Source organism: Paenibacillus rhizophilus, assembly GCF_003854965.1.
In the GTDB taxonomy this organism is placed as follows: domain Bacteria; phylum Bacillota; class Bacilli; order Paenibacillales; family Paenibacillaceae; genus Paenibacillus_AQ; species Paenibacillus_AQ rhizophilus.
Window position 1 is genome coordinate 982,450 of record NZ_RQPI01000001.1, and the last position, 21,567, is coordinate 1,004,016.

At 50.9% G+C, this 21,567-nt stretch carries 16 protein-coding genes and 1 pseudogene; 2 read left to right on the forward strand and 15 right to left on the reverse strand.

Going from position 1 to position 21,567, the window contains the following annotated elements; translation table 11 throughout:
- Positions 1–16 precede the first annotated feature (16 nt).
- The 6 genes from EH198_RS04615 to EH198_RS04635 form a co-directional block, all read right to left on the reverse strand.
- Positions 17–1,138, reverse strand: coding sequence for an acyltransferase family protein (locus EH198_RS04615; RefSeq protein WP_124694330.1), 1,122 nt, complete (start codon positions 1,136–1,138; stop codon positions 17–19).
- Between the two features lie 84 nt (positions 1,139–1,222).
- Positions 1,223–1,444, reverse strand: coding sequence for a hypothetical protein (locus EH198_RS24335; RefSeq protein ID WP_148091483.1), 222 nt, complete (start codon positions 1,442–1,444; stop codon positions 1,223–1,225).
- Between the two features lie 161 nt (positions 1,445–1,605).
- On the reverse strand, positions 1,606–1,992 hold the full coding sequence (locus tag EH198_RS04620; protein WP_124694331.1) for a hypothetical protein: 387 nt from the start codon (positions 1,990–1,992) through the stop codon (positions 1,606–1,608).
- On the reverse strand, positions 1,970–3,778 hold the full coding sequence (locus EH198_RS04625; protein WP_185702743.1) for a dynamin family protein: 1,809 nt from the start codon (positions 3,776–3,778) through the stop codon (positions 1,970–1,972). Before EH198_RS04625 ends, EH198_RS04620 begins: the two co-directional genes overlap by 23 nt.
- Positions 3,775–5,718 (reverse strand): dynamin family protein, encoded by a 1,944-nt coding sequence (locus EH198_RS04630; protein WP_124694333.1) that lies wholly within the window; start codon positions 5,716–5,718, stop codon positions 3,775–3,777. The genes EH198_RS04625 and EH198_RS04630 overlap by 4 nt, the downstream gene beginning before the upstream one ends.
- A gap of 49 nt (positions 5,719–5,767) precedes the next feature.
- Positions 5,768–8,950, reverse strand: a complete 3,183-nt coding sequence (locus tag EH198_RS04635; protein ID WP_124694334.1) for a TcaA NTF2-like domain-containing protein — start codon at positions 8,948–8,950, stop codon at positions 5,768–5,770.
- Positions 8,951–9,091: 141 nt separating this feature from the next.
- On the opposite strand from EH198_RS04635, the pseudogene EH198_RS04640 reads away from it, so the two are divergent.
- Positions 9,092–9,866, forward strand: a pseudogene (locus tag EH198_RS04640) (SDR family oxidoreductase).
- 42 nt (positions 9,867–9,908) lie between these two features.
- On the opposite strand, the gene EH198_RS04645 reads toward EH198_RS04640, so the two are convergent.
- On the reverse strand, positions 9,909–10,790 hold the full coding sequence (locus EH198_RS04645) for a LysR family transcriptional regulator (protein WP_124694335.1): 882 nt from the start codon (positions 10,788–10,790) through the stop codon (positions 9,909–9,911).
- A gap of 150 nt (positions 10,791–10,940) precedes the next feature.
- On the opposite strand from EH198_RS04645, the gene EH198_RS04650 reads away from it, so the two are divergent.
- Positions 10,941–12,146 carry an MFS transporter gene (locus tag EH198_RS04650; protein ID WP_124694336.1) on the forward strand — a complete coding sequence of 402 codons (1,206 nt, stop codon included), beginning with the start codon at positions 10,941–10,943 and terminating at the stop codon, positions 12,144–12,146.
- A 136-nt stretch (positions 12,147–12,282) separates the two neighbouring features.
- On the opposite strand, the gene EH198_RS04655 is transcribed toward EH198_RS04650, so the two are convergent.
- The 8 genes from EH198_RS04655 to nifH all read right to left on the reverse strand — a co-directional run bounded on the left by EH198_RS04655 (position 12,283) and on the right by nifH (position 21,566).
- Positions 12,283–13,503, reverse strand: a complete 1,221-nt coding sequence (locus tag EH198_RS04655; RefSeq protein ID WP_185702744.1) for a 2-hydroxyacyl-CoA dehydratase family protein — start codon at positions 13,501–13,503, stop codon at positions 12,283–12,285.
- 151 nt (positions 13,504–13,654) lie between these two features.
- On the reverse strand, positions 13,655–14,539 hold the full coding sequence (locus EH198_RS04660; RefSeq protein ID WP_124694338.1) for an acyl-CoA dehydratase activase: 885 nt from the start codon (positions 14,537–14,539) through the stop codon (positions 13,655–13,657).
- A 57-nt stretch (positions 14,540–14,596) separates the two neighbouring features.
- Positions 14,597–16,627, reverse strand: coding sequence for a 2-hydroxyacyl-CoA dehydratase (locus EH198_RS04665; protein ID WP_124694339.1), 2,031 nt, complete (start codon positions 16,625–16,627; stop codon positions 14,597–14,599).
- 78 nt (positions 16,628–16,705) lie between these two features.
- Positions 16,706–17,488: an ABC transporter permease gene (locus tag EH198_RS04670; protein WP_221621476.1), complete on the reverse strand. Its 783-nt coding sequence runs from the start codon at positions 17,486–17,488 to the stop codon at positions 16,706–16,708.
- 49 nt (positions 17,489–17,537) lie between these two features.
- Entirely contained in the window at positions 17,538–18,548 is a 1,011-nt protein-coding gene (locus tag EH198_RS04675) for an ABC transporter substrate-binding protein (RefSeq protein WP_221621477.1), read from the reverse strand.
- An 84-nt stretch (positions 18,549–18,632) separates the two neighbouring features.
- Entirely contained in the window at positions 18,633–19,487 is an 855-nt protein-coding gene (locus EH198_RS04680; protein WP_221621478.1) for an ABC transporter permease, read from the reverse strand.
- A gap of 192 nt (positions 19,488–19,679) precedes the next feature.
- A complete protein-coding gene (gene cysK / locus EH198_RS04685; RefSeq protein WP_124694534.1) occupies positions 19,680–20,603 on the reverse strand; it encodes a cysteine synthase A in 924 nt (307 codons plus the stop codon).
- Positions 20,604–20,687: 84 nt separating this feature from the next.
- On the reverse strand, positions 20,688–21,566 hold the full coding sequence (nifH, locus tag EH198_RS04690) for a nitrogenase iron protein (RefSeq protein ID WP_124694341.1): 879 nt from the start codon (positions 21,564–21,566) through the stop codon (positions 20,688–20,690).
- Between the last annotated feature and the right edge of the window lies 1 nt (position 21,567).

Sequence of the window (21,567 nt, forward strand, 5' to 3'; positions counted from 1 at the left end):
AAGCAGCTTCACTCTTTTACAAAATCCTGTCCGCATAAGGAATCTTGTAAATAACCTGCGCGGCCGCAAAGGTGAGAACGACGGAAACAGGGGCCACAATAATAAATTTCAGCAGAGGAGCCAAGTTCACCTGATGCATAAGCAGCGTACTGCTTACGACGACAACAGGATGAATGATATAGGCCGTGTAGGCTAGCTTCGATAACCTATCCATGAGTCTGGAGGCCTTGTTCATCCGGCGCTGAAACAGGCAGAGCAGCCCCAGGCTGACGCCGAAGCAAATAAACGGTTCCCACATCGCATAAAGAAAAGCTTGAAGATGAAGCCCGCCGCTGTAGGTGAGATTCCCGCTCAACGCTCCCGTCACAATGAGCAGCAAAGGGAAAACCGGAATCAGAATGAGAGCCGTACGCAACCAAACTTTGCTGAGTAAAGACGGAATTTGTTCAAGCCAGTTATGGCGATAGGCCAAGATGCCGGCAATGTACAGCAGTATGTATAATGGAAAATAACCCAGTTGGAGCTCCAGGGGGCCTGTGCCCAACGGAAATACAAACCGAGTGAGGAAAGCGGCGAGCCCGCTTCCGAGCGCGAAACCGAGAAGCCTTGCTCCTACCGGGAAAGCGATGGGACGCGTTGAGGTATCTTCACTTTTTTTGAAAATCATACGGTAAAGCACATAGAAAAGAGCAAAATATATCAATGCTTCCGCGAACCAGAGAGGCCCGAAATTGATCTTTTTAACGTGCATAATAGATTCCCTGAAGAATTCCGCATACGTTTGTTCATCACGGTACTTGGCTAGATAAATGGTTGTCGGGCCAAGCCACAGCATATAGAGAACCATGGGAATGCCTAACCGCAGCAAGCGGTCGGACAAAAATCGGAGAGGCCCTTTCCGGTCATACGATTTAGGCGTAAAATAACCGGATACAAAAAAGAAAAGCGCCATAAAGAAAGCTTGGCAAACCGCAGTAAAAATAGTCAGGACGATGATCGTCGCATTGATTTGGGACTTATCTACGTCCTCATAATACCAAGACCCCGCTCCCCCATACGCAATAGACGTATGAAAGACAATGACCAGCATAGTCAGAAAAACACGAAGATTATCGAGATAATACAATCTTTTTAACATAAAGCCTCCTAATTTAAAGCTGCAATATTAAAAAAGCCGCCAAAACTCTGGCGGCATTAATCGGCCAAGCCGGGTGCAGGCAAATCAGTTTTTTGAATCAATCGGCGTGGATTCTGCTTCTGTCCGGTAACGCTCCCGTATCTGATCGCATCCCCCCAACAGCTTATTTTTAAGCTTAACGGCCCACTCCGGCGAGCTTGAATCATCCATACCCTCGACACTGCGAAGCAGCCGCGCGAACGTATACAGATCTGCAAATTTCCGAAAAATGAACGGATCGCTGATATCAACTGTACCAAGTAGCATCCGCAATGCAAGCTGATCATTTTCTGCGTTTCCGGTCTTATGGCCGACGGTCCGAGCTTTCCGCCGGCTGCAATTTGCAGCGGCGGACTCCCGGCAGTGACCGTTCTCTGGACCGGATTGACGGCACACTTTTAGGACCTGTCGTTTCTCTCGTTCAAATTCTAAATATCCGAGCTTCCGGGATTATTTTGAAAGTATCCGCCGCCCATTCCAAGCGGTCTGTCGATTGAGGTATTCCCATCACCGTCGCGGAAGTAGCCCTTTACTACGGTTCCGTCCGCTTTAATATAATCATGTACATAATGAGGCTGAACAAAATGCATGTCGCCGAGATCGAGGGTCATTGCTTTAAACGTATACCCATTACAGTATTTAAGCGGATCGTTAGCTGAATAAATATGCTCGTTTGAAACGATATGCGTATGCATGAGCGGGTCGGTCCATCCTATTCCGTCATTTGAATGATGGGTTACAACATCATGGGAACTGCTTGCATCGTGCATATGCATGTGATTGAATGTGTGATCATGACCGCTGTAATTGTCCATTTGTAACTTCTCCTTCCCTGACCTGTGAATCATTTGAAGAAATAAGGTCAACAAGTCCAAGCAGCTCGTCACGCCGGACTTGCTTGCTGACAGCCGTTTCTTTTTTTACGGTAATCTCCATTTCCAAGGATGCTTTGGCTCCCTCAACCAGACGGCTAAATTCCCGAATGGTTTGCGTTCCGATTACGTTTACGGATTCCTTTACATAATTCCGCAGCAGCGCCCGGGACTCGTCAAATAGAGAATTCAAGTGAATTTCAGCCGCCGCCAATAATTCCGGCTTGGCCCTTTCCAGTTGTTTCTCGGCCAGCTTTTGCGAAATGAACGGAAGCCCTGCCATCCCTACCACCGGTATGATAAAAGGCGCTCCGACCAGCAAAGCCGCAGCGCCAACACCGCCTACGAGCAGCCCGGCCTTAACCGGTGCACTAACTGTCCGCTGCATCAAGATCGCACCTTCCGCATTCAGCTCAAGCCTGTCTTCCTTGTATGCCTTGATGTTCACCGACTGTTCGAAGACATTCATCAGGCCCTGTCCGACCTCCTGTTCCAGACGGTAAAAAAGAGTATGCAGAGACCCGGCATACTGGTCGGTCCATTGAGAGAACTGCAGGCCGATGTGAAGCGGGAGCTGCGATTCCGCCAATATTTTTATATCGCCGCCTTGAAAATGCTGTATCCGCTGACCAATGTCCTTGCGAAGACGTTCCGCAAAATAATCGAATGATTTCACCGCCATATAAGCGATCTCTTCCTCTTGCTCGGAGAGGTAATCCGCAATCTGGCTCTCCCACATTTCGCGCCGTGAAAGAAAGGCTTCCACTCTTTGCGTCTCGCCCAACAGCGTTTCGATGTCCTTGCCCGTCATTTCACATGCCGCCGAAGCCTCTGCATGCAGAAGACGAAGCGCGTTTCCATAACGTTTCAAATAGTTCCTCAGCTTGTTCTCCGCTTTGCCGCTGGTCCCGGCAATTTCCCGGATCGCTAGTTCCACGCTCCGCAAGCCCGACTGATTCAGCAATTCTTCATCCTGCCGCAGAGTGCCGAGCAGAGCTTCCTTGGCGGAAATAGGAAGAACACGGCCTGTATGGCCAGTCATTGCCGCAAGGCGCCGTTCCAGCCGCTGAATAACTGAATCCATTTCTCCCTCATCAATCCGGTCGGCGAAATTGGCAACGTATAGGATATGGTCGGTGCCCTTATTCAGCAGATGCTGTTCAATAAATTCCTGCTCCGACCTGCGGAACGGAGCCGTCATATCCAGCATAAATATCAGAACGTCCGCCCGGGGAATGAAACGGTATGTTATTTCGGCTCTGTGCTTGTTGAGATCGCCGACGCCCGGAGTATCGACCAGCATAACATCTTTATTCATAAACGGAGCGTTGCAATAAATTCGCAGGAACTGAATCGTACCGGGGTCGAATTCGGCGGAAGCGGTATAACGGTCAAGAATTCCTGCAGTAAGCGGATAGGTCTCCGTGCTTCCATCATTGTTCAGCACCTCGACCCGTTCATTGCTGTCGTAGATCACCGTATTGATCGTCGCCGTCGTCGGAGCGACGTCAGCGGGCATGATCTCGCGGCCGAGCAGCGCGTTAATGAACGTCGATTTGCCGTGTTTAAATTCGCCTACCACGACAACGGAATTGCAGTCCTCACGCAGATCCTGCCGGAGTTCGGCCAGGGCGTCAAGGCCGGCGCTCTCCGTCAGAAGCGAAGATGCCTTATTAATGAGTTCGACGGACCGATCTGCCAACTTTTCTTTTGTCCATGCTGCACTCACACTTTCGCCCCCACTCTGCTGCTGTCGGATAATCCGCCAACCAGTTTCTCAAGATTCGTGCGAATTTGTTGAAGTTTCCGTTCCTGACGGCCGAGCAGATCCAGCTTGCTTTCAATCTCATGCTGTTCAAGACCGGCGCTTGTCTCCAACTTCCGAAGCTGGTCTTCGATCTGCCGCACCTTATGGTTAACGTTCTTCCTAATCGATTCGCGAACGGCTTGATGGACGCCATTCCATTCCATGTCAAACCCGGATATTTTGGCTTTTCGCGACTGATTGAACTGCTCGGCAAGCTGCTTTTTCAGCTTCTCTTTAGGATCTTCCTGTCGAAACAGTCTATTGAACAGGAATGCCAACGAACCGGCAACGGCAGTCAGCACCATACCTGTTCCGATTATAGCTTTGGCGATCACACTTGTCCGACTTTCCCAGGCTGTTTCCAGTTCATTAAATATATCTTCAAAGAAGCTGCTTTCTTGTGGGCTGTTATTCCCAAGCAGTGCCAGCTCCTGCTTGCCAGCAGACGGGGTTTCTTCCTGGCCGACAATCTCTTCAAGCTCGGTCTGCAGCCCCTGCATCATCTGAATTAATTCTCCGCCTGAACGTTCCAACGCAGCTTTAACACTATCGGCTATCCGCTGTTTACGCTCCAGATGGAGTTCTCGCTCCCGCGGAGCAATTTCACTCTCAACCGCTCGGTTTATGAAATCGGTATTTCTGTGGCGGTTGACATCGAATATGGCCATTCCTCCAGCATAAAGTGCCTGAAGCTCTTGCTCATACCACCGGAAAATCGACTCTTCTTCTTTTTTCATCTCCTGTTCGAACTTTCGCAATGCCGCGTTCCCGGAGTCGACCGCCTTGGAAAGTTTAGGGCGGAATGCCTGAACCTTTTCCTTCAAGTTCGCTATATTTCGGGTAAGCGCCCGCTTTTCAACTTTAAGCTGCCTGTCGGAAATCTCTGCAATGCTCCGCAGAGCTTGCCGGACCGGCTTGCCAAGCTTGACCGCGCCGCGGTCGTACTGAAGAAAATCCGACAGCTCCATCTCCAGCTCGGGCAATCCGGTTTCATTCATCGGCCAGGTCGCCATCGGTCTCCCTCGGATGACCAGCGTTTCGCCTGCAGCTGCGCGCTTGGCGTTCAGCGCTTCCTTAGCGCTCACCATGTAAAGCCGTGGATTCCCCAAGACACTCTCCAGATGTGTTCGGGCATAAGCCAATATTTTCTCTTCATTTTCTTTAGAGCCAAGTTGATCCTTAAAGTTAATGACGATAAATACTTTTTGGATATCGCTGGCCAAAAGCCGGTCTCTTATAAAGCTCATCTCCGAATCGGAGAGAATTTTTACAGCTGACAATATCAGAATAGCCGCATCGGACTGTGGAATGATCCGGTTCGTAATCTGCTCGCGGACCGGATCAAGCTCATTCGTTCCCGGAGTGTCCAAAAGCTGAACGCCGTGTCGGCAGAATTCTAACGGATAACCGATCTCCGCATGCCGAATGCTTTTGATTTTGCCGAGGGCACGTTCATACTCCAGCTCGCTGTCGGTATTTCCTTTGATTGACTCCATAGGCGCCACCAGCTCCATAAAGCTCTTCTCGCTGATTATCTCGGATGGCCTTGCCGGGTCCAGATAATGAAGCCGGTAGTATGGATCCTTTGCGTATTCTATAATATTCAGTACTGTGGTTGTAGGCACCGCATTTGAGGGAAGCACCTTCTTTCCAAGAAGTGCGTTGATGAACATGGATTTCCCCCGTGAAAATTCTCCGACGACAGTAATCAGGAAGCGCTCCTCCAGAAGCTGCTTTTTGATTTCACTGATAGCAGCAACTTCCGCCGCCATGCCCATATCTTGATAGGTAAGCAGCAGTTGGTCAAACTGCTCAATGGCCTCGCGCTTGTTCCGATCGAAACTTTCCAAAGTAAATGTCATTGTAAACCTGCCTCCCGCCGCACCCTCATCATGTTCTGTATCTGTGCTTTCAAAATTTCGTCTTTTCCAAAATATTTAACGACATCATCTCATTGATCAATGGTTGTCCTTCCGGCGTTATCACAATGCGGTAAACAACATTCAGCTTCTTCTCGTCACCGGTTCCGTCTCTGTAATAATAACGGTCCTGGAGCGTAAGCGTGGCCAGGTACTGGTTATCGTTATGCTGGTGCACATCAACCACATCAATCGAAAGGTTCTCCATCTGCATTTGTTTTTCAATTGCCATATCCAAATAGGACTTCTCGTTCTTGAATTCCTTGCCTTTCGGGTCGTAATACGCCGCAATCGAGTTAAATCCGCCCCCATTAAACGCCGACGCAAAATCCGAATAGTATTGCTGGACAAATGCCGCCACATCCGCGGAAGAGACCAAGCCTGCCGTAGGCAATGTGATCGGCGTCTTGATTGTTTTACTAATAGCAATTTGATCTATCGAAAAATGCTCGCGGTCCAACGCATGAATAAAATACTGTTTGGATCGCTCATAGTCTGTCTGCTCGCCCAGGTCATCAGTGAACCTGAATTTCTCGTATGTATCCATCCGGTATTCTCTCGGCCCCGTCTTTTTGACTCCCGCTATGTCAAAGTCTTCGTGTTCAAAAAGGTATCCCCGCCCCGCGATATCCCCTATGTATTTTGCTAATTCCTTGTGCGCTTCTCCGTCCGGCGTCAGGTAAGACGCAACCAAGGAGAAGTCGCCTGCTTGGAGGGCGTCAAAGTAAGAAACCCGGAAATCTTTGAGAAAAGAACGAAGCACGCTCCCGTCCGCGTCAACCGCAGTTTCGGTCTCACTAATCTTCTTGGCAAGCACCGATTCAATGAGGTAGGAGCCGTTAAATTCAACGACGCCATAAGTTACTTGGTATTCGGTAAGAGCATCTGCTCCTTGGTAACTCTCAAGGGTCTGGATTCGGAATTCGTTACCCGAGGAACCGGAGACCTTTTCCACGGACGTCCGCGTCCGGGTGGCGTCAGGCTTAGTCGTATTAAAGGCTTGCAGCCCGTTCCAACCTTCTGCCGTAAAATATTCCTGGCCGTTCCCGTCGTCGATGGCTGAGATTACTTGATTCATAAACTTATGCATATCCTTGCGGGCAGGCGTTTCCGACGGCAGCGGCGTTTCCGGAATCACGGAATGATCATCCGTTAGTGCAGCGGCTGCAACAGGCGCCGTATCCGGAAAGGCCGCTGCCGATTCCTCCCGGCTTTCGGGCCCGTCTTCGTTATGCCACCATAAAAAAGCAATAATTCCGGCGATTGCGGCTAATGCGATCAAACGGTTTCTTATGATTTTACGTAAGGTTTGAACTTGAAGAAGCCGCTGCTCCGAATGGAAAGGAAGAGGATCGGGCACAACCGGAATGCGGGAATCAATCAGACCTTTTCCAAAGGTCCCTTTAATGGTAAGTTCGCTGAATTTCATAGGTAATAAACTGCCCCGCAGCAGATCTACTGCCGCCCGATTGGTCTCGGTATCGAGTTCCTTGCATATCCCTGCAATGTTCTCATATAAATAGCGGCAAGCCTGATAGTCTTCCAGAAGTCTAAGCTCATCGTCGGATTCAGCGAACACAGGGTCAAGCTGCTTCTTAATGGCCAGAAGAAAACCATGCCAATTCTCCAGATCGCTTACAATACCTTGATTAAGCTTACCGTATTTTTCCTTGGCCATATCCAGTCTTGTCAAGAATACCTTTTCTGCCCTGACAACCGCCTCCAAAACTTTCGAGATCTTCTCGCTCAGTTCTTTCTTCAGATTCACTTCGACTTGTTTAACCGATTTCTTAAGATGGTTGATCCGGTTCAACACTTGATCCTGCCGGTCTAAAAGACCGTTTCGCGCATTATTGTATTTCTTTTGCTCAAGCGTAAACCCGAGAATCCGCTTTTGTTTAAAGATGCCGTATCGGTCGAGTGTCTCCCACTCTTTTTCAAGTCTAATCTGAGTTTCCAATAATTTCATACAGTCGGCAGATAAATCGGCCGAACTTTCCAAAATACGTTCATACTCCGTCATGCATGACAACCGCCACTCCCTGGCTGCGTTGACCGGTTGGTTCATCTGACGGCTGAAGTCATCAATTTCTTCCCACATCTTTCCGGCCTGCTTCAATGATGTAATCTTCCGATCAAAGAGGCTCTTCCATGTCATAACCTCTGTTTCTGCATGCATCTGACGGGCGAGTAAATCTTCTTTCATTTGGACCAGTTCGGGATAAACTCCGGCAGTAAGACCTTCAACAAGCTCTTCATACAGAAAAAAATCTCTACTGCTCCGTTCCTCCATAAGCCTGTCATTAAGCTGCTTCAGCAATTCATTCAGTTTCTGAAATACCCGTTTGGCTTTCCAAGTATCATCAGCCGAAATTACTTCCATTAAATGCTCAATTTCAGCCCAGTTGCTATATTCCTTCTTCAAAGGGTCCAATTCCAGCTTAGCCTCAAGAGCTTCCTTGGCGGAGACGCCGATCAAAGTCCGGAAGAATTCACTCATCCGGCTGCGCCGCAGATTATTGCTGAGGAATTGCTGCAAAGAATCTTCCTCTTCATCATGCAGATCAATGGCGTTTACGATTCCATAGATTTGAGCGCCCTGACTCTTCAGCTCTTCGATTTCTTGCAGTTCGGAAGCTGTGCCAACATTGCGGTAAAAAAAGAGCCAGAACGCGAAATCCGCACGCCGCAGATAAGAACGTACCGTCTTCGTATGATGTGCATGATTGGAATTGAAACCAGGGGAGTCCACAATATGAACCCGCTTCAGCATTTCATTCGGCACTTGCACCTCAACATGATCGAGCAGCCTCCTGATGTTCTCTCCTTCGCCAGTTCTTTCGGCGGACAAGCCTTCCAACCAATCCATACCGTATATGCGGGAAGTCCCATCTATAAAATGAGCGATAATTTTCTTCTCAGTCCCGTATGTAAGTTTGGTCAAGACAGCGGTGGCCGGGGTAATATCAACCGTCAGGAGCGGTTCTCCCAGCAGCGCATTAATAAAAGTGGATTTCCCGGCATTGAATTCACCGGCAATAAGCAGCAGTGTAGGCGATTCTGCATCTTCCTTGATCTCCCTGATGGAGTCAGCAAGTTGAGTACAGGAATCCTGGCATTGAAGCAACCGTTCCAAGCCAGCGAGCCCTTCGGGCAATCTCGATTTCCATTTCATAATTTAATCTCCAGAATTTTTTTGTGTTAGGTATAGTCATATTTAGGTATTATGAAATAGCAATTCTACACAAGTGTCGAATTACCTCTTTTCATTCGAATTTCGCCTGTTTTACAATTCTTACTTCAGGGAGGAAAAACAATGAAACGATTACAAGGGAAAATCGCGATTATTACCGGAGTAAGCAGAAGCAAAGGAATTGGAAGCGCTATCTTTTGTACTCTCGCCTGTGAAGGAGCGGATATCTTTATTATACATTGGAGCAAGTATGACGGACGGCAGCCTTATGGCGCTGAGTATCAGTGGCCGGCTGTATTCTCTGAGGAGCTTTCTTCCTATGGGGTTCGCGCGGAATCGATGGAACTGGATTTATCCCACCCTTCATCACCAATTCAGTTGTTAAATGAAGTTCAACGGCTCTTGGGTTCGGCTGATATATTAGTAAATAATGCAACCTACTGCGAAGATGTAGATTTTCGATCGCTAAGCGCAGAGGTTCTTGATGCTCATTGCGCTGTTAACATCACTGGAACCTGTATGCTATCCGTTGAGTTTGCAAGAAGAATTGTACCGGACGTCGGCGGACGAATAATTAACCTCGTTTCGGGACAGGACAAAGGACCCATGCCGGGAAATCCGGCATAAGCGGCTACCAAAGGAGCGGTCTCGGCGTTTACCGTATCGTTGGCCGCGGAACTGGCACCATTGAATATTACAGTGAACGCCGTTGATCCCGGACCGACAGATACGGGGTGGATGGACGATGACTTAAAGCAAATTTCTGCTTCCGAAGTTTCCGATGGGAAGAGTCGGACAACCCAACGATGCGGCGAAGCTGATCGCCTTTCTGTCCAGTGATGATGCCCAGTGGATCACCGGGCAAATTATCCATTCGGATGGCGGCTTTCGAGGCTAGGCCTTCATCCAATAATATCCGCATTAGTTCGCATTTTTTGCATTATTCCTTCAAATAAAAGTCCAGCACAAATTGTCTAAACCGTTCTGCCGCAGGGGACAGAAACCGGTCTTCCATCCACGCGATTCCTATTTCTCTGCGGCAAGATTGGTTTTCGACTGACACCCAAAATAACTCTTCCTGATCCAATCCGCTGTATTTTGGCAGGATGGCAACGCCAAGTCCCGCGGCGACCAGCCCGGCGACGGTATCGACATCTTCCCCCTCAAAAACGATGGGTGGAGCTATTCCCGACTCTTGCAGCAGATTATCGGTAATGATACGCAGCCCGTAGCCTTCTTTAAAGGAGATCAAGGGTTCCTGGGCGATCTCGCACAATTCCGCCTGTGATGAACCGGCAAGCCGGTGTCCGGCAGGCACTGCTAAGAATAATTCCTCCGACCACAATCTGGCCCAGCGAATACGCAAGTCGGCATCCCGAGGCGAAGCCATGCACAGATCAATTTCACCGGAGACCAGCTGTTCCAAGAGGCGATGTGTGCTGCTCTGATGAAGCTGAAACCGGGTATGGGGATGCGCCCTCCGAAACTTGCCGATCAGATCGGGGATGTGGTGAATTCCAAGCGTATGCAAAAACCCCAGAGAGACTTCTCCCTGGGACGGGTTCAGCAGATCGTCAATCTCACGCTTGGCCATCCGGAATTCCTCAAGAATATGTTCAACATGGCTTAGAAAAAGCTGGCCATAGCGATTAAGCCGGATCGAACGGCCCTCCCTTTCAAAAAGCGGAATGCCCAGCTCCGTCTCCAGTCTGGCAATGGACCGGCTTAGAGCCGGCTGCGTAATGTTAAGCGTCTGAGCCGCCAGCGTCATATGCTGCAAACGCGCGGTTGCTTCAAAATATTCAAGCTGCTGCCATTCCAAGGCTGATTCCCTCACTTCGATTACATGAAATATATGAAAACAATGAAAATAATGCATTATACATTTAGGTTCTCTTCATTTTATACTTGCTTTGGCTAATAAGAAAGATGCAAATAAGCCAGCATGTAGACGAACGGGAGAGAAGTAAACATGAATGTAATCGAAATTGGAAGCTCTGACCATCGCAGGGCTTCGGCAAGCATGTTGATGGGAAGTATAGTCGTTTTCGCTGTTTTGTACAGCCCGCAGCCTTTGATCAGCCTTTTTTCCAGGGAATATCACATTTCACCGGCAATGGCGGGAGCCTCCATTTCCCTCGCCACGATCGGTCTGGGTATCGGCCTGATCCTGATTTCGGCGCTATCCAGCTCTCTGGAAAGAAAAAAATTAATGAGCCTATCCCTGCTGCTAACCTCCATCCTTGCGGTGGCATCCGCTTTCTGCCATCAATTTTCCTTATTTCTGGTCATCAGGTTTCTTGAAGGCATCAGTATCTCGGGATTTCCTTCGATTGCGATGGCCTATATTAATGAAGAGTTCCATCGAAAAGACATCGGGAGAGTCATGGGGAGTTACATTGCGGGAACGGCTATCGGCGGATTTACCGGGCGGATCGTGATCGGAGCATTAACCGACTTGTTTGATTGGCAGACAGCGATGATGATTCTGGGAATGATCAATCTGCTGCTTAGTCTTTATTTCTGGAGATACCTTCCAGCATCGCGCAATTTCCATCCTCACCGGCGGTCTTTCAAGCAGTGGCAGGCAGGGATGATCGGCAACCTGCTAAACAAGCGGCTGCTCTTGCTGTTCATCACCGGATTTTTGCTAATGGGCGTCTATATCATGATTTTGGACTATATCGGCTATCCGCTTACATCCAAGCCCTATTTCTTAAGCCAAACCGTCTTCGGATTTCTGTTTGTCGTCAATTTGGTCGGAACATGGAGTTCCATCTGGTTCGGCAAGCTCGCGGATCATCATCCGCGCCCGCAGGTCATCGCCATAGCGATCGCACTCTTTGCGGCAGGGGCAATGTTAACCCTGATTCCTGTTTTGGCAATCAAAATTTTAGGAGTTGCTTTGGTCGCCTTTGGTTTTTTTGCCGGACATTCGATTGCAAGCGGATGGGTAGGATTGGTGGCTGATTCCCGGCATAAAGCGCAGGCCGCCTCACTTTACTTGCTCTTTTATTACGGGGGTTCCAGCCTGGTCGGTTGGTCGGGCGGCCTGTTTCTAAGACACGCGGGCTGGAGCGGCCTGATTTATTATGCGTTTGTTCTGCTGGCTGCCGCTGCAGTAGTTTCCTCGCTTGCGGGAGAAGCCATCCGTCTGCGGCGTTTACAGTTAAAGTAAGAGCATCAGATACTCGGCCCAGCTTAAAAGCGGATAAGCAAAAGGGACGTTCCCGAATACGGGACGCCCTTTTTTTTTTACATTGAACGATATGGCTGCGCTAAATGTCCTAACCTCGAGCCGCCCCGCTTTTTGATCAGGACAACATTTCGATAAAAGCTTTAATCCGGGTAAGAAGCTGTCCGCTGGGGGCTCCGACCTGGAATGTTCCTTCCAGATTAATGCTCGGAATGCCTTTGTTATGGAAATAATCCCTGTACATCTCGCGTGTGACGCTACCGAACGAGCAGCCCAGGTATCCGTACAAAATAAGGCCGCGCGCCTGAATCCGGTCAACCTGCTGCTCAATGACGTGGCGCCGGTAAATCGAGGCCCCGGCCATCTGACTCTCCAGCTGGAAGCGGGCGACCGATTCGACCGGATCGATATCTTCGCCGAAATCCTTGGCGTAAGGAGAGCTTACAAATCCGAGCAGCGAACCCCCGGCATTGTCGATCGTTTCATAAATACCGAATTCCTGCCCATTGCCGCCCGTCCAGATCAGCGGAATAGCCCGTCTGCGATCGGCCTCATCGGTTTCAAGGCCAGACAATTCCTCAACCAGCGCATCCAATACCTCGGTATATTCCTCGGGTTTGCCGAAATAATGGGTAAGCCCGTTCATCAGGTACATGATTCCCAGACTTTTGACATGGAACGGATGCTTCAGCCGCAGATCCATGATTTCCCGCATCCTGCGCATGAGATGGTTCTTGCGGACAATCTCACGATGCAGGCTGTCCTTGTCAATCTCTCTGCTTCCAGTCAGCCATTCATTGAAGTCATGAATTTCATCAATAAAATAACGAACCAGTTCTTCATAACGCTCGCCCTCGACGCCAGGAGCCCGGTAGACGATGTCGCTGGTATATACGTCAAAGCCTTCCTTCTTCATTACTTCCCACGCCAGGTTATACGGTTCACAGCCGGAGGACGAACCGAAGATGCGGGTGATCGAGGTCCCGGCCTGCTTCCGCAAATGCCATTCGCCCGCTGTCGCTTTCACCATGGAGCAGGTTTCGGCGGGCATTTGATAATAATCCTCCGAGACGGTAATGGCCTCTTGTCCACTGATGCGGCCCATCTCCGAAAAAGCGACCGGTATGGCTCCGGTAGAATAGATAAGCGGCATCGCCCAGGGCACTCCGGCCCAAATGACCTTTGTGCCGCTTTTTCCGGCTTTCTCCGCATCGTCCACATAATCGATTACTAGATTGAACAGCTTTTGGATCGCGGGCGAATGGGCATGAACCGTATCCCGGCTGTAACGGATATGGTTGAGCTGTTCCTGCGCTTCGCTTGTCAGCACCGTCGACATTAACATATTCCTCCCACTATAAATTGATTCTGTTTCTTTGATTGCTTATACTCAGGGTAGAGTGCCTGCTGTGCTGGAACTGTTCTTTGGTCGGAGCGTTTCCCAGTTTACAGTAGGTGCTTTTTTTCATTAGATCGGTTAACTGTATTCATCATTTCGCCTTTAAAAGAGCAAAATCGGCCAACTCCGCCTCGCTGCTGGAAGCCGCCTTTTGGGCGAACACGGCTGCGCCCAGCGCTCCCGCATAGATCGTGTCGAGCTTGACCCTGCTGATCGGATGTCCGAGCAACTCCTCGAGCGCTTTGGTCATTCCCGGGTTATTCGATACTCCTCCCGAAAAGACGAGGTCCGGTTCAAGTCCGATCCGGTTGACGAGATTACGGACGCGGCGCGCTGTAGCCAGATGGATGCCGGCGGCAATGTTCGCAGCGGATACGCCTTTCGCTTTCAGGGAGATTACCTCGGATTCGGCGAATACGACACATTGGCTGCTGACATCTGCGGGAGCATCCGCGTTCAGCGCTTCGTTGCCGAGCTGCTCCAGCGTCAAATCAAGCAGATGAGCGACTTTCTCCAGAAACCGTCCGGTGCCGGCCGCACACTTGTCGTTCATGATAAATTCAACAACCTTGCCTGAAGCCGGGTCCACCCGTATCGCTTTGGAATCCTGTCCGCCAATATCCACGATTGACCGGACCTTGGCGTTCAGATAATGAGAGCCCATGGCGTGGCAGGATATTTCGGTCACGATCTTGTGCCCGGTCCCGCCGAAGTTCAGCGCAATGCGGCCGTACCCGGTGCCGACAATGTAGGCAATATCGTCCCGAGCCACCTTTGACTGCTTCAGCAGCTTGTCCAGCAGCTTATCGGCAGTCTCCTGCATGTACACGCCCGTAGGCGTGATCGCCGTATACAACTTGCCGCCGGCCAAAAGCACCCCTTTTCCCGTTCTGGAACCCAGATCAAGTCCGACCGCAATATCGCCGGTCACTGTGGACTGCAGATCAGGGTCGATGATTTCCTTCCATTCGCTCATGCAAGTTCATCCCCCTTAAAGAAATTAGTAATTTATTTGTTCGGGTCGCCCTGTTCTTCAAGCCGTTCCGACGGCGGCCAGCCCCTTGCGTTCCCTCAACACTTCGATAAAAGCTTCCAGCCGTGTTTTGAGCTGACCCTGATCGCTCTTGGAGTAGTCGATTGGCAGTTCAAGAACCGGAATGCCCAGCTGTTGATAATGACGGAAGAATTCGTTCTTGATTTGTCCGTAGCACGGGCAGAATTTAAGATAAGCATACAGCACACCGTCCGCCTGATATTCGGTTGCAAGTCCGCCTGAAATTTCCACGCGTTCCTGGAGCGGTTTCATCCGTGCGCAGGGAGTCTGATCAATATATCCTTCGGCCAGAGCCCGGTACGGATCGCCTTCCTCATCGATATAGCCTGAGGCTATTTTCAGCCCGGTGCAGTGATCCTCGGCGACAATTCTGGCTCCGAGCTCATCCTCGATCAGCTCAAGCAGCTTACGGTCGCCATCCGCGATAATGCCCCCGGCCATGAACAGACGGATCGTGCGGTCTTCACGGACAGGCACCGCGGCCAGCTTGTCATAGATGCCCTGGTACAGCGGAAGAAGCTCTTCGGCGGGCAAATAATAGAAGGCTTTGACCAGGTCTAAATAATCTTTGCCTGAAAGCGGCGGATTGGGACGCTTTCGCAGCTCGGAGATTTGGGTCAGCAGCTTTCGCACCTCGTTGTACTGCCGAATCTGCAAACGCAGCTCACCGTCGGTTATAATATTGCCGGACAGCTGCTCCAGATCGGCCTTGAAGCTTAGGATTTGGGAGCTGTAGAAATCGCGAGACGACGGCTTGTCCTTAATCCGGGGAAGCGTATAAATGTCGGCTGGCGTAAAGAACTCACCGATTGCTTCTCCAACGGTCTTAATGCAGTCGCAGGTATAGAAGGTATAGATTTTATCCAGAGAAGTATAGAGCGGGTCTTTCTCTTTGAAGGCGCCGAGAATACTCTTGGTGAAATCGCAGAATACGCTCTGCGTGATCTGTTCGCCGCTTGCCACCGTCTGGGTATCGCCAGCCTTGAACAGCCGAATATGGGAAACGCCGGCGGCGCTGATCATTTCGAGCGGCGTATAAGAGCATAGGTAGCCGACTTTTTTGCGATCTTCCGCATTGACGATAAGCTGATCCTGACGCTCGGCGATACGGTTCTCCAATCCTGTAAGATCCAATCGGAACACGTCCACCGCTTCTTGAGCCGAGGTGACGGCCGCCTTTGAATAATTCAGGGCATGAATGGCCGCTCCAAGAGCACCGGCGAAGATCGTGTCGATTTTGGCCTCGATCAAGGGATGCCCGGACAGCTCCTCAAGCGCCTTCCTCATCCCGATATTGTTCGAAACGCCGCCGGAGAAGATCAGGCCCGGCTCGATGCCGACCCGTTTGAGCAGATTGCGGACCCGCTTGGCTGAAGCGAAGTGAATGCCGGCGGCGATGTCCTGCCGCGTCTCGCCTTTGGCCCGGAGCGAAATGACCTCCGACTCGGCGAACACGACGCATTGGCTGCTGATTTCGGAAGGCGAACCGGACTTCACAGCTTCTTGCCCAAGTTCATCGATGGTCAGCTCCAGGATTTCAGCGACCTTCTCGAGAAATCGGCCGGTGCCGGCAGCGCATTTGTCGTTCATGACGAACTCGACAACACCGCCGGTCAAAGGGTCCACCCGAATCGCTTTGGAGTCCTGGCCCCCGATATCCACAATGGTTCGGACGTCGGCGTTTAAATAGTGGGCGCCCATGGCATGGCAGGAAATTTCCGTTACAATCTGGGATGAAATATCGCTATACTGAAGGGCAATGCGTCCATATCCGGTGCCGACGATATAATCGATGTCCGAACGTTCGAGGGCCGATTGGTCCAGCAAATCCTCCAGCAGCTCATCGGCCGTTTCCTGCATATTGATGCCGGTATAGACCGAGCTCGTATATACCTGTCCCCTGGACAGCAGCACCGCTTTGCCGGTTCTCGACCCGATGTCGATGCCAATTACGCTGCCGCCGGTTATCTTATCCAGCAGTCTTTCATCTACCACATCTTGAATCAACATGAGTAACACCTCGTATTTTGGAATTGGAATACGGCCTACCACAGCGTTTTACGGATGCGCAAAACCGGAGAGATGTCTTCACGACCCGGTAATGTCTTGTTTCCAGCGCGTTATATGTTTCTCCCAACGGACCAGCAGAAAGTTGACCAGCATGCCCAGAAGGATCAGGACAATTATGCCGGCATACATCTGTTCCACCTTGTAGTTCTGTTCGGAGGAGAAGATCAGGAATCCGAGTCCCTTGTCAGCCCCGAGCATTTCAGCCGCGACCAGTATGATAATCGAGCGCGAAGCACTGAGACGGATACCGGTAAAAATCGAAGGCAGGGCCGACGGCAGGATGATCCGGAAGAACATCGTCAACGGCGAAGCGCCCATGGACCGGCCGGATTTGACCAACAGAGTGTCTGTCCGATTGACCCCCTCCACCGTATTCATGAGAACAGGCCATACTGCACCCCAGAAAATAATCGCCACCTTCGAAAGCTCGCCCAGCCCGAAAACCAGAATAAAAAGGGGATATAGCGCCAAGGTTGGCGTATTGCGCATGAACTGCATGACAGGATCCAGCACCCGCTCGATTCTTGTCGACCAGGCCATCAGGAATCCTAACGGGATGGCGATCAGAACCGAGATCGCGAAGCCGGAGGCGGCCCGTTGCATACTGGCTCCGATGTCGGGCCACATCTGACCGGTGACGAGCAGTTGAACCAACTTATATATGACCCTGGTAAACGGAGGCAGGATGAAATCTTTGACCAGACCACTCCGGGAAACGGCCTCCCAGGCTACGCATACCGCGATGATCGCCGCCCATCTTTCGGGAGCGGACCTCAACCTTACCCAGGCTTTTTTCCTCATAATTGCCCCCTCCTTACCTCATCAGCTTATCAAGACAAATGCTGCGGGATCATTTCAACGTATCGTTGAATTCGTTGGTGAAAATGTCCTCGGGCTTGACATCCTTCTTGATTTCGTTGAATTGGCTCAGGAGATCGATCCAGACCTGCACGGATTCCGGGCTGATTTCACCATGGGCTGCGTAATGGTTTGCCCTGATTTTGGCCGGATCCATATCGCCTCTCTTCGCTGTAATCTCAATCGCTTTCTCCGGATTCGCATTGACAAAATCATTGGTCTTGCTGATCACATCGACGAAGCGTCTGACCACATCGGGCTTCTCCTTAATGAATTTATTTGAGAAATAGAGGGGGGTGGCGCCGCCGATACTCTTCCAGATATCATAATCCGTGAAAACGACTTTTAGATTGCCGCGCTTGATAATCGTGGACGGATTCTCATGCAGACCGATGAGGTCGACCTCGCCCTGCAGCAGCGCCTGTTCCAGCTTGAATTCGGGGGCGGTGACGATTTCAAATTTGCCTTTGGGATCGGCAATTCCGTTCTTTAGGAGATAAGCGTAAGGCGTATACTCGTTGCAGCCACCAAAGGCGGGAATACCCACTTTCTTGCCGACGATGTCCGCCGCAGACTTGATCGGGCTGTCTTTGGTCGTTACGAAGCTCATATGCGGGATTTCTTCGGTCGTCTCGGTTTGAGCCACAACCGCCTTGATTTTGGCTCCCGCGCTGATGCCGGCGATGGTGCGGTTGATGTGCGCGCCGCCCACATCGATCTTGCCCGCTACGACCGACGCCACGAGCTGTCCGGACTCAACGGCTCCGACATAATCGAACTGAAGTCCGGCTTCCTTCACATAGCCGAGCTCTTCGGCCACGTAATAATTGGAGATGCCGGTCAAATTGGTCGGGGTCGGCAGCCGGATAATATCAGGTCCTTTCACCGAGCTTCCCGCTTCCGCGGTGTCCGCGTCTTTGCCGCAGCCTGCGAGCAGTGTGGATACCGCAGCCAGCAGGAGCAGCGCCCTCAGCATGATCGGCCGCGCCGGTTTGGTCCTCATTCTCATGTTTCCCATGTCTTCCTATCCCTCTTTTCCTGTTACTGAATAGATCCCGGCTCAACGAGCTTTGGCAGGCCATGATTTCTAGCCTTTAACGATACGCTCCTTCCAGCGGGTCATCCGGCTCTCCAAACGGACTAATAAAAAGTTGATCAAGACGCCCAGGACAGCAATAAAGATAATGCCGCCGAACATTTCGGGGATGGCGTATCTTTCCTGGTAATAGAAAATCATGAACCCGAGTCCCCGGTCGGCGCCTAGCATTTCTGCGGCCACCAGCATCAGAATCGCGGTCGCGGCGCTGAGGCGGAGTCCGGTCAGAATGGAAGGTGTCGCCATCGGCCAGACAACCTTGGTAAACAGCCCGATTCTGGAGATGCCCATGGATCTCGCCGATTTAATCAGCAGCGGGTCCGCCTCCTTCACCCCCGATATGGTGTTCAGCAGAATCGGCCATACGGTTCCCCACAGAATGATGGCGATCTTCGATGTCTCGCCCAATCCGAAAAACAGAATGAATACCGGATAGAGGGCAAGCGTCGAAGTATTACGGCATACCTGCAGCAGCGGATCGGCGATGCGCTCGATCCGTTTGTTCCAGCCCATGAAGGTACCGACGGGGATAGAGAAGGCCACTGCTGCGAGGAATCCCAGCCCCGAACGTTCCAGGCTTTTGGCGATATGCCGGAACATCTCGCCCGACTGAAACAGGCGCACCAGACTTCCGACGGCGTCGCTGAACGGCGGCAGCAGGAACGGATCGACAAGTCCGAGACGCGGCAGCGCCTCCCAAGCCGAGAGAATCAGCAGCATAACGGCGGATTTCTCGGCAACAGCCTTCAGGATGGAGAGGACAGGGGTCTTTTTGCCTTTGGCCTTTGGATGAATGTAGTTCATCGGATAAGTCCGGAGCAGGATTTCATTGTCGATCTCGGGCATTTACTTTCACTTCCTTTCTTTTTGTATTTATTAAAAAAGGTCAAGCTCGCCGGATGGAAATCGGCTGCTTGACCTCTTTTGGAAAAGTGGGCTGCAAAGAATAACTGCACTTTTTAATTAGTAATCTTATCTAATTAGTCAGTTTTAAGGCACAATTATAGACTTAGCAAATCAAGTTTGAATCATATACGGTCAAAAAACATCCATGCTCAAATACCGCTCACCTGTGTCGGGCGCCATGCACAGCACTCTCTTGCCGGGGCCGAGCCTGTCCGCAACCTGCAATCCGGCCCACACCGCCGCACCGGAGGAAGGCCCTACAAGCAGACCTTCCCTGCGGGCAAGATCCCTCATGGCCACAAGCGCGTCATCATCCGATACCTGAACAATCTCGTCGTATACACTAGTATTCAGCACGGCAGGAATAAAGCCTGGACCGGTTCCGACAAGCTTGTTCGGCCCTGCCTTCCCGCCGGAGAGTACTGGAGAGCCCTTGGGCTCGACTACGTAAATAGAAATTCCGGGAATCAAACGTCTCAGCGTTTCTCCGACTCCTGTAATCGTTCCCCCGGTACCGGCGCACGCCACGAAAGCGTCCAGCCTTCCTTCCGTCTGCTCCACGATTTCCAGCGCTGTTGTCGTCCGATGGCTGTCGGGGTTGGCGCTGTTCTCGAATTGATGGAGCATGAGACTTCCTGGAATTTCTTCATGCAGCCTGATGGCCCGGGCAATGGCCCCCTTCATACCTTCCGCAACCGGCGTAAGCACCACCTTCGCACCGTAGGCTTTCAATATACTGACTCGTTCGTTCGTCATATTGTCAGTCATGACAATAATCGCCGAGTATCCCCTGGCGGCGGCGTTCATTGCGATTCCAATTCCCGTATTGCCGCTTGTCGGTTCGATGATCGTGCTCCCCGGCCGCAGTTTTCCCGTTTGTTCCGCTCTTAGAATCATGTTGTAAGCCGCCCGATCCTTAATACTTCCGGAAGGATTGAAAGATTCCAGTTTAACGAGAACCTCCGCAATATTTTTTCTGGCCAATCGCTGCAATCTCACCACCGGTGTATTCCCGATCAGATCCGTAATGCTGTTCACAACATGCGCTCTTGTCATCCGATGCTCCTTCTTGTTAAAGACCGCTCCAGACGCCGACAATGGAAAATTCTCCTGATATGGAGCCCCGATATGCATACGGAATTATAGATTGCCTGCCGCGGCCGGGGCGATCAGGCCGGATTCCAGCGCCACCAGTTGTTTCCCCCACTCGGCCGCCCACTGTCTTAACTCACTGGTCTCCATAGGGGCCGGCACCTTGGACTCGGTATGGTTAATAATTTTTTGGGCCAGCGATTTATACACCTTTGCCTGATTGGAATCGGGATCCGCTTCGATGGTTGTCTTGCCCTGCAGTTCAGCTTGGGTCACCGAAACCGAGCGCGGAACATATTCCATCACCTGGGTATGGGTGCGGGCAACGAAATCATCCACGATGTCTTTGGCATAAGGAGCGTTAATGGAATTGGCTATGACCCCGCCCAAAAGTGCGCCGCCTTCGGTAGAATATTTATGAATACCTTTAAACAGGTTGTTGGCCGCATAAATTGCCATGAAATCGGCAGAGGTAACTGTAAATACATGCTCTGCAATGCCTTCCCGAACAGGAACAGCAAACCCACCGCAAACTACATCACCCAGAACGTCGTAAATGACATAATCCAGATCTAATTCTTCAAATACCTTCTGCTGCTTCAGCAAAGATACAGATGTAATAATTCCCCGTCCAGCGCAGCCGACTCCGGGAGCCGGTCCTCCCGCTTCGACACAATAAATGCCATTAAAGCCTTCAAATATAACATCATGCGCTCTTACAATCTGTTTATCCCTCAGCGTATCCAGCACAGTGGGAATATACTCGCCGCCGCGCAGCGTGTTGGTCGAATCGCTCTTCGGATCGCAGCCGAACTGCATCACCTTGTAGCCCGCCACGGACAGAGCCGCGCTAATGTTAGAGGTTGTTGTTGACTTTCCTATTCCCCCCTTGCCGTAGATTGCAATTTGTTTTATTTTTTTAGCCATT